Source organism: uncultured Eubacterium sp. (assembly GCF_934295145.1).
In the GTDB taxonomy this organism is placed as follows: Bacteria; Bacillota; Clostridia; order Lachnospirales; family Lachnospiraceae; genus Eubacterium_I.
In genome coordinates this window covers 1-7,860 of the sequence record NZ_CAKRAS010000083.1, presented here as the reverse complement: position 1 = coordinate 7,860, position 7,860 = coordinate 1, and the positions used below count along the sequence as shown (strand labels likewise).

Genomic DNA, 7,860 nt, shown 5'->3' with positions numbered 1-7,860 from the left:
AAATATTGAAAACGGAATTCCTTCTGCCTGTGATCTGGATTTCAATTCATTGCTTACGCAGGCGATATTGGAGAATCTGAGTGGAAAATCCGTTTATATGGGAAATGCCAATGTCTGTTCTTTAGAAGATGGAAAATTACCGACGATTTTCGGTGATTTTGATGATGCTCATATTGATCATTTGGATGATAAAACAAATCTGTACAGTATTTTCCATGCAACACCAACGCGAAAATTTGATGGATTTGAACAGCCGTTGAAGAAATATTCTATAGATTCTTTTGCATATAGTGGATTTGGTGCAACAGTACGTTATGATTTTATGCAGGATGAAGGACAGGAAATTACAGTATGCAGAATTGATCCGACAGGTACAAAGATGCTGGCTGCCAAAGGAACCATTGTTGCTTCAGCCGGATATGATGGAAAGAGCTGTGGACAAGGCTTATTCTTCCGTGTAGCAGATAACAAAGATCTGTTCTATAAACAGTGCGAATTTGGTTGTCATCTGACTCTGGTGTATGGTGATTATATCGAAGACCTGAAGAAGTTTGGAATAGTAACGGGAATTGAGATTGTGACAGCATAGAATACAACTGTATGAGAAATATGATGCTTTTTCAGGTATAAAAAACAGTTCATAATATTGGTTAAAAATATATAGAAAAAATGCGGCATGTGTTTTGGGAACATGCCGCATTTTTTGAGTATCGGAGTGACAAGATTTGAACTTGCGATCTCTCGCCCCCCAGACGAGCGCTTTACCAGACTAAGCCACACCCCGACATTATTTTTCACAGGGCTAAAAGCCTTGTGAGCAAACTGTAAAATTTATTCTATCATAAAAAAGATATGCTTGCAAAGCATTTTTTCAGAAGTTATACTTAGCGTATACGCAAAGAGATGTATATATGGCATATATACGTGGTTTTACAGGAAAAAAGATGGGAAAGCAGGTAAGTCTTTTGCATTATCATAACGATACAGCTACTGGGGAGGAAATCGTATGGATGAACAGTTTTTATCACCGCTGGAAGTGGCGGAAATTTTACAGGTAAAGAAGAATACCGTTTATGAGATGATCAAGCGTGGGGATCTGAAAGCTACGAAAATGGGAAAGCAGTTCCGGATCGCACGGAAGGATGTCTATGAATATATGGGAGTGATGCCGGAAACGGAGTCTCCGGAGAATATCGTAATCTGCGGACAGGATCAGCTGCTGGATGTGCTCTGTGCTCTGTATAACAGTCAAAGTGACGGACATACGCAGGTGTACCGTTCCCCGATGGGAAGTTACAGCGGTCTGTACCGGATGTATCAGAATGAAAATTATGTGGCTACCTGCCATATGTGGGACGGGGCGACAGATACCTATAATCTCCCGTATATAGAGCGCATGCTGCCGGGAGAACAGGTGGCAGTGTTTCATTTGTTGAAACGCTGGCAGGGATTTTATGTAAAGGAAGGAAATCCGAAAAATATTCAGAAATTCGAGGATCTGCTCAGAGAGGATGTGCGGATGATCAACCGGGAAAAGGGAAGCGGAATCCGCATCTTTATTGATGAAATGTGCAAAAAGCTGGATATTGATCCGGATCGTATTCACGGATATGAAGATATTGCATCTTCCCATCTGATCGCAGCGACCAATGTGCTGCGGGGAACGGCAGATGTGGCAATCGGAAACGAAAAATCAGCCCGGCAGATGGAAGGCATTCAATTTCTCCCATTGAAGCAGGAGAGTTATGATATCGTATTTCGGAAAAAGGATTTGAAACGAAAAGAATTTCAGAATCTGCTGAATATCATCGGATCAGAGGAATTTCAGAAAGAAGCAGAAATGATGTCTGGCTATGATATCAGTGATATGGGAAAACAGCTCTATTAGGTAGGGCTGTTTTTTTTGAACGGGGCGCAAAGCGACTGCGTTCATGAGCAAGTTGCGAATGTCCGCTTTACAAACAATGGTATACCGAATAAATACCAACAATGTACTTGACAAACAAAAGGAACTATAGTATAACAAAAACATATAAAACATGACAAAACATGACAAAAACGAAAAGAAAACGGGAGAAAAGTGAAATGAAAAAGAAAGTGGTAAGCTTAATGCTGGCAGGTGCTATGGTTCTTTCCATGGCAGCATGCGGTAGTCAGAACACAGATCAGGGGGCAGCAAATGACACATCTGCGGCAGCAGAGCAGACAGATGCTTCTGAAGCAGCACCGGAGAGCGCAGATCAGCTTGATGACACACAAATCACTGTATTTGCAGCAGCAAGTCTTGAGAACGCATTAAACGAAGTAATCGAGAAATATAATGAGACACAGCCGAACGTAAAAGTTGTACCAAGCTACGACAGTTCAGGAACACTGCTTGCACAGATTGAAGAAGGCGCAGCTTGTGACGTATTCTTCTCCGCCGCTCAGAAACAGATGGATACCTTACAGAATGACGATCAGTTAGTAGTAGACGGAACTCGTCATAACGTAGTAAACAACCAGGTTGTAGTTATCACATACAAAGGAAGCGGCACAGCTGTAACAGGTCTTGAGAATCTGAAAGAAGCAAAGAGTATCGCAATGGCAGACGGAAGCGTTCCGGTTGGTAAGTACACACGTCAGGCTATGGTAAATGCAGGTATGCTGGAGGCTGTAGATGATGTATCAACAATCCCGACAGATGTGATTTCTCAGGCTCTTGGTGGAGTTGAAATCAATGAGTGCGGTAATGTAAGTGCAGTTAAAACTCAGGTAGCAGAAGGATCCAACGAAGTTGGTACTGTATACTACTCTGATACATATGGTCTTGAGGACAAACTTGATATCCTTCAGGTTATCAGTTATGATATGACAGGTAATGTTATTTATCCGATCGCTCAGGTTAAAAATGATGAAGCAGATGAGTTAGAGCAGAAAGCAGCACTGGATTTTGTAAACTTTGTAAAATCTGATGCAGCAAAAGCTATTTTTGACAGCTTCTACTTTGATACAAACGTAGAAGACTAATATTAGTTTCTTTTGTGGCTAAACTTTATGCTATGAAAAAGATCTCTGGCGATTTTGTCTCGTCAGCTAACAATCGCTTGCCGAGAAAAAATAGCCAGAGGTCTTTCTTCTAAGTTGTGTATATAGTTCAGGAGCATGTAATAAAATGATATCAATGGCGATGGATAATTTTTTTGTAAAAAAGTCATGGATATTTTTGAAATTAAGAGACCTGGAAATTAAGTAGGATATAAGTAGAACCCGGGCGGCGAAAGCTGGTCGGTTTTTATCTGAATATAACAAATGGAAATAGTTTTTGTTTAAAAATGATTTACGGCTAGAGTGTAAGAAAAATATCTCCGGATATATGGCCGGAGCATAGGGAGAAAATATATGGATGCAATTATGGAAATTGTGAAAAATCTGGATTGGACACCGTTGTTCATTTCCTTTAAAACAGGAATTGTAGCAACGGTTATTTCCTTTTTTCTGGGATTATTTGCAGCAAGAAAAGTCGTTCATGCCAGCGAGCGTGCGAAAGCCATCGCAGACGGATTTTTGACATTGCCGATGGTTCTGCCGCCGACCGTTGCCGGCTTTTTTCTGTTGCTGTTATTTAGTAAACGACGTCCGATCGGTATGTTTTTGTTTGACCAGTTCGGAATTAAAGTTGTTCAGACCTGGCTTGGTTGTATCATTGCGGCAACGGTCATTTCTTTCCCCCTGATGTATCGAAATGCCAGAGCTTCTTTTGAACAGCTGGATGCCAATCTGATCTATGCGGCACGGACACTTGGTATGTCTGAACTACAGATTTTCTGGAAAGTGGCAGTGCCGAATGCAGGACCTGGTATCATTGCCGGAACAATCCTGACCTTTGCGAGAGCACTTGGTGAGTATGGTGCGACTTCTATGCTTGCGGGTAACATCCCTGGCAAGACATCAACGATTTCACAGAAGATCGCCATGGTTATTCAGGATGGTGATTATCTGACGGCCGGCGTGTGGGTTATCATTATTCTGGCCATCGCCTTCGGCATCATCGTTGCAATGAACCTTGTGGCAGGTAAAAACATGAAGAACACACAGAGTTGGTAAATACGTCCCCTGCAGCTGTTTATAAAAAAATAACTGATATAGGTAAAGTGTTTCATCAGATTTGAAAAAAATGGGGAAATGTGTGTTGTGAAAGGAATAGTATGGCAATAGAAGTAGCAATTAAAAAGAAAATAGGATCTTTTGGTCTGGATGTTGCGTTTTCCGCAGAAGAGGAAATGTTTGCCTTGCTGGGTGCTTCCGGATGCGGAAAAAGTATGACATTGAAATGTATTGCCGGAATTGAGACACCGGATGCGGGAAAAATTGTGTTAAACGGGCGTACTTTATTCGATTCTGAGAAAAAAATCAATCTGATTCCGCAGAAGCGAAGGGTCGGATATATGTTTCAGGATTACGCTCTGTTCCCGAACATGACTGTTGAGAAAAATATTATGGCGGGTATGGGAAAGAAACCGGAAAAAGCGATCGTGCAGGATTATATGCGCCGTTTTCGTCTGGAAGGTCTGGAACATCATCTGCCCAGGCAGCTTTCCGGTGGACAGAAACAGCGTGTGGCTCTGGCGCGTATGATGGCGGCACAGCCGGAAATCCTGCTGTTGGATGAGCCATTGTCAGCGCTTGACAGCTTTCTGAAGTGGCAGGTGGAAGAAGAATTACAGGGTCTGCTTTCCGAAATCGGAAAAACAGTACTTTTCGTATCTCACAGCCGGGATGAAGTTTATCATCTGTGTGACCGTATCTGCGTACTGGAAAAAGGTCATATTGAGACCGTTCAGGAAAAAAAAGAATTCTTTGCAAATCCGGTGACACAAGCTGCAGCCCGCATATCCGGATGTCGAAATATTGTGCCGGCAAAACGGTTGTCCGAACATCAGCTGGAAGTACCGGACTGGGGCATTTGTTTCGAACTGGAAAAAGAAATTCCGGAGGACATTACTTTCGTTGGCGTGCGGGCACATTATATTGAGGTGTCAGAGGATTTAGAACCAGTGAAAAACAGTTCCATTATGCAGATGGATCGTCTGCTTGAGCAGCAGTTTGAATCCGAACTGGTTTTGAAATATAATCAGGATGCAATGTCACTGCGTATCCTGATGGACAAAGAAAAAGCGGAACAGCTTGCGCAGCATGAGCAGGTACGCATCACGATACCGGAACATGCGCTGCTTTTGTTACGTGCATAAAAGGGATTTTAATTTAATATATGAATGCGAACTCCGTCCTTGATTTCGCTTTATATCCCCAAAAACTCTTTACAACAAACACTTTAGTGTGGTACAGTGTAGAAAACTGTAGAAGGAAGTAAAAAGTGATGACAAAAGCATGGGAAAAGAACATTCGTAAAGTAGTTCCGTATGTTCCGGGTGAACAGCCAAATAAGGAACGCATGATTAAATTAAATACAAATGAAAATCCGTATCCACCAGCCCCGGGTGTCGCAGAAGCCTTAAAAAATCTGGATCCTGACCGATTGAGACTCTATCCGGATCCGGCCTGCACCCGCCTGGTGAATGCAATCGCAAAACAAAAAGGTTTAAAACCGGAGCAGATATTTGTCGGTGTTGGTTCCGACGACGTTCTTGCCATGTGTTTTATGACCTTTTTTAATGGAGAAAAACCAATCCTGTTTCCAGATATTACCTACTCTTTTTACGATGTGTGGGCAGAGGAATTTCGCATTCCGTATGAGACACAGCCGTTAGATGAGGATTTCAATATCCGCAAAGAGGATTATTATAAAGAAAACGGCGGCGTGATCTTTCCGAATCCGAATGCTCCGACCGGTGTGGAAGCATCTCAGACGATGATCGAGGATATTTTGCAGCACAATCAGGATGTCATCGTGATCATTGATGAGGCTTATGTGGATTTTGGCGCAGAGACAGCTCTGCCATTACTGGAAAAATATGACAACCTGATCGTGGTTCAGACATTTTCAAAATCACGTTCCATGGCGGGCATGCGTATTGGTTATGCCATGGCGTCACCGGAACTGATCAAATATCTGAATGATGTAAAATATTCCTTTAATTCCTATACCATGGATCAGACAGCACTGGACCTCGGTGTGGCCTCCATTGAAAATCAGGCATATTTTGAGGAAACATTACATAAGATCATTCAGACGAGAGAACGTGTGAAAGCATGTCTGACAGAACTTGGATTTACCTTCCGTGATTCCAAGAGCAATTTTATTTTTGCATCACACAAGAGTTGCCCGGCAGAGGAATTATTTGAAAAATTAAAAGAAAAAGATATTTATGTCCGCTATTTTAAAAAGCCGCGGATTGACAATTATCTGCGGATCACAATCGGAACAGATGCCGAGATGGATGAGTTTCTGGCAGAAGTAGAAAAGTATCTGAAAGAAACCGGCAGATTATAGCGTGGTTGTTTTAGTTCATTTATTTTATGTGATCAGCTGTTGCTCATGCTTGCATGAGGGTGAAAGATAGAAAACGTGACAGGCTTGCACAATATTAAGAAAATCATTATATCTTTTTCTGAAAAAATAGTGTAAAATAATGCAGAATGTAAGATGAGAATGATATTAGGAGGATTTTAGATTTTATGGAAAGTCTGGTAACCTGGTTTACAAGTACCTTAGGTGCGCATATTTCAAGGGAAGCGGTCGTGTTTATTATTTCACTGTTTCCGATTCTGGAACTGAGAGGCGGTATCCTGGCATCTTCGCTGCTTGAGATTACGATGTGGAAAGGAATCCTGATCAGCGCAATTGGAAACATTATTCCGATTCCGTTTATTTTATTTTTTATCAAAAAGATATTTGCAGCAATGAAAAAAACAAAGCTGCTCCGTCCGTTGGTTGAGAAGATGGAAAACAAAGCAATGAAGAAACGTGATCAGATCGAAAAATATGAGTTCTGGGGACTGGTTTTATTCGTTGGTATTCCGCTTCCGGGAACCGGGGCATGGACCGGAGCATTGGTTGCATCTCTGATTGATATGGATATCAAGAAAGCATTCAAGGCGATTCTGATTGGAATTTGTCTGGCAGCTGTAATTATGACACTGATTTCTTATGGGGTACTCGGACACATTATTAGATAATAAAACGTAAGAGGGGGATTTTACGATGGAATCTATGGAATCAAGAATGGTAAAACTGTATGCGAGAAACAATAATCATGTGGCACTGCATGCCATTCCGGGACATTTTGCCACAAGCCATTCCCATATCAATTTTTACATTGATATGACAAGCTTGAAAACCCGTGCCAACGAGGCGCAGGAAGTAGCAAAAAGTCTGGCAGGAGATTATGTGAATTCTACCGTGGTTGACACAATTGTCTGCATGGATGGTACGGAAGTGGTCGGTGCATATCTGGCTCAGGAATTTGAAAAACGCGGATTCCGAAACACAAACCTGCACGATACGATTTACATAGTTACTCCGGAGTACAATGCAAACAATCAGTTGATTTTCCGTGATAACACAATTCCGGCGATCAAAGGCAAAAACGTCATTCTGCTGCTGGCAACCACGACCACTGGTTTAACCGTGCGGCGAAGTCAGGAATGCGTACAGTATTACGGTGGAATCGTGCGCGGCATTTCTTCTATTTTCAGCACAGTAAAGAAAGTTGGCGGCATGGAAGTACATTCTGTATTTACTGCAGATGATGTGCCAGGATATCAGGCTTTTGGCAGAGACGAATGTCCGTATTGCAAAAAAGGATTTGCCATTGAAGCCATGGTAAATGGATTTGGGTACTCGCAATTATAAAAAACTTGACAAGGCAAAAAATGTTGTTTATCATGTTTAATGACTTTGAAAAATTTATAGTTATA

General features: G+C 41.8%; 7 protein-coding genes, 1 tRNA gene and 1 pseudogene. 8 read left to right on the top strand and 1 reads right to left on the bottom strand.

Annotation, left to right across the window (positions count from 1 at the left end; all coding sequences use genetic code 11):
• Window positions 1–589, top strand: a pseudogene (locus tag Q0I54_RS12485) (fucose isomerase); the annotation flags it as partial.
• A gap of 121 nt (window positions 590–710) precedes the next feature.
• On the opposite strand, the gene Q0I54_RS12480 reads toward Q0I54_RS12485, so the two are convergent.
• Window positions 711–784 (bottom strand) — tRNA-Pro (locus tag Q0I54_RS12480).
• Window positions 785–1,006: 222 nt separating this feature from the next.
• Here Q0I54_RS12480 and Q0I54_RS12475 point away from each other — a divergent pair.
• From Q0I54_RS12475 to Q0I54_RS12445, 7 genes are all read left to right on the top strand, one after another.
• Window positions 1,007–1,888 (top strand): helix-turn-helix transcriptional regulator, encoded by an 882-nt coding sequence (locus tag Q0I54_RS12475; protein WP_022035566.1) that lies wholly within the window; start codon window positions 1,007–1,009, stop codon window positions 1,886–1,888.
• Window positions 1,889–2,085: 197 nt separating this feature from the next.
• A complete protein-coding gene (gene modA / locus Q0I54_RS12470; RefSeq protein WP_296119051.1) occupies window positions 2,086–3,009 on the top strand; it encodes a molybdate ABC transporter substrate-binding protein in 924 nt (307 codons plus the stop codon).
• 372 nt (window positions 3,010–3,381) lie between these two features.
• Window positions 3,382–4,086, top strand: coding sequence for a molybdate ABC transporter permease subunit (gene modB / locus Q0I54_RS12465; RefSeq protein WP_294785457.1), 705 nt, complete (start codon window positions 3,382–3,384; stop codon window positions 4,084–4,086).
• Between the two features lie 101 nt (window positions 4,087–4,187).
• The gene (locus Q0I54_RS12460) at window positions 4,188–5,231 is read left to right on the top strand and encodes a sulfate/molybdate ABC transporter ATP-binding protein (RefSeq protein WP_296119049.1); all 1,044 of its coding nucleotides are present in this window, start codon (window positions 4,188–4,190) and stop codon (window positions 5,229–5,231) included.
• Between the two features lie 128 nt (window positions 5,232–5,359).
• A complete protein-coding gene (gene hisC / locus Q0I54_RS12455) occupies window positions 5,360–6,433 on the top strand; it encodes a histidinol-phosphate transaminase (RefSeq protein ID WP_296119048.1) in 1,074 nt (357 codons plus the stop codon).
• Window positions 6,434–6,618: 185 nt separating this feature from the next.
• Window positions 6,619–7,119: a small multi-drug export protein gene (locus tag Q0I54_RS12450; RefSeq protein ID WP_296119047.1), complete on the top strand. Its 501-nt coding sequence runs from the start codon at window positions 6,619–6,621 to the stop codon at window positions 7,117–7,119.
• A 25-nt stretch (window positions 7,120–7,144) separates the two neighbouring features.
• Window positions 7,145–7,795, top strand: a complete 651-nt coding sequence (locus Q0I54_RS12445; protein ID WP_367270852.1) for an orotate phosphoribosyltransferase — start codon at window positions 7,145–7,147, stop codon at window positions 7,793–7,795.
• Window positions 7,796–7,860 lie beyond the last annotated feature (65 nt).

Excerpts from the sequence above, each read along its gene's own strand:
- Q0I54_RS12475 (WP_022035566.1), top strand. The coding sequence starts at position 1,007 with ATGGATGAACAGTTTTTATCACCGCTGGAAGTGGCGGAAATTTTACAG.
- modA (WP_296119051.1), top strand. The coding sequence starts at position 2,086 with ATGAAAAAGAAAGTGGTAAGCTTAATGCTGGCAGGTGCTATGGTTCTT.
- modB (WP_294785457.1), top strand. The coding sequence starts at position 3,382 with ATGGATGCAATTATGGAAATTGTGAAAAATCTGGATTGGACACCGTTG.
- Q0I54_RS12460 (WP_296119049.1), top strand. The coding sequence starts at position 4,188 with ATGGCAATAGAAGTAGCAATTAAAAAGAAAATAGGATCTTTTGGTCTG.
- hisC (WP_296119048.1), top strand. The coding sequence starts at position 5,360 with ATGACAAAAGCATGGGAAAAGAACATTCGTAAAGTAGTTCCGTATGTT.
- Q0I54_RS12450 (WP_296119047.1), top strand. The coding sequence starts at position 6,619 with ATGGAAAGTCTGGTAACCTGGTTTACAAGTACCTTAGGTGCGCATATT.
- Q0I54_RS12445 (WP_367270852.1), top strand. The coding sequence starts at position 7,145 with ATGGAATCTATGGAATCAAGAATGGTAAAACTGTATGCGAGAAACAAT.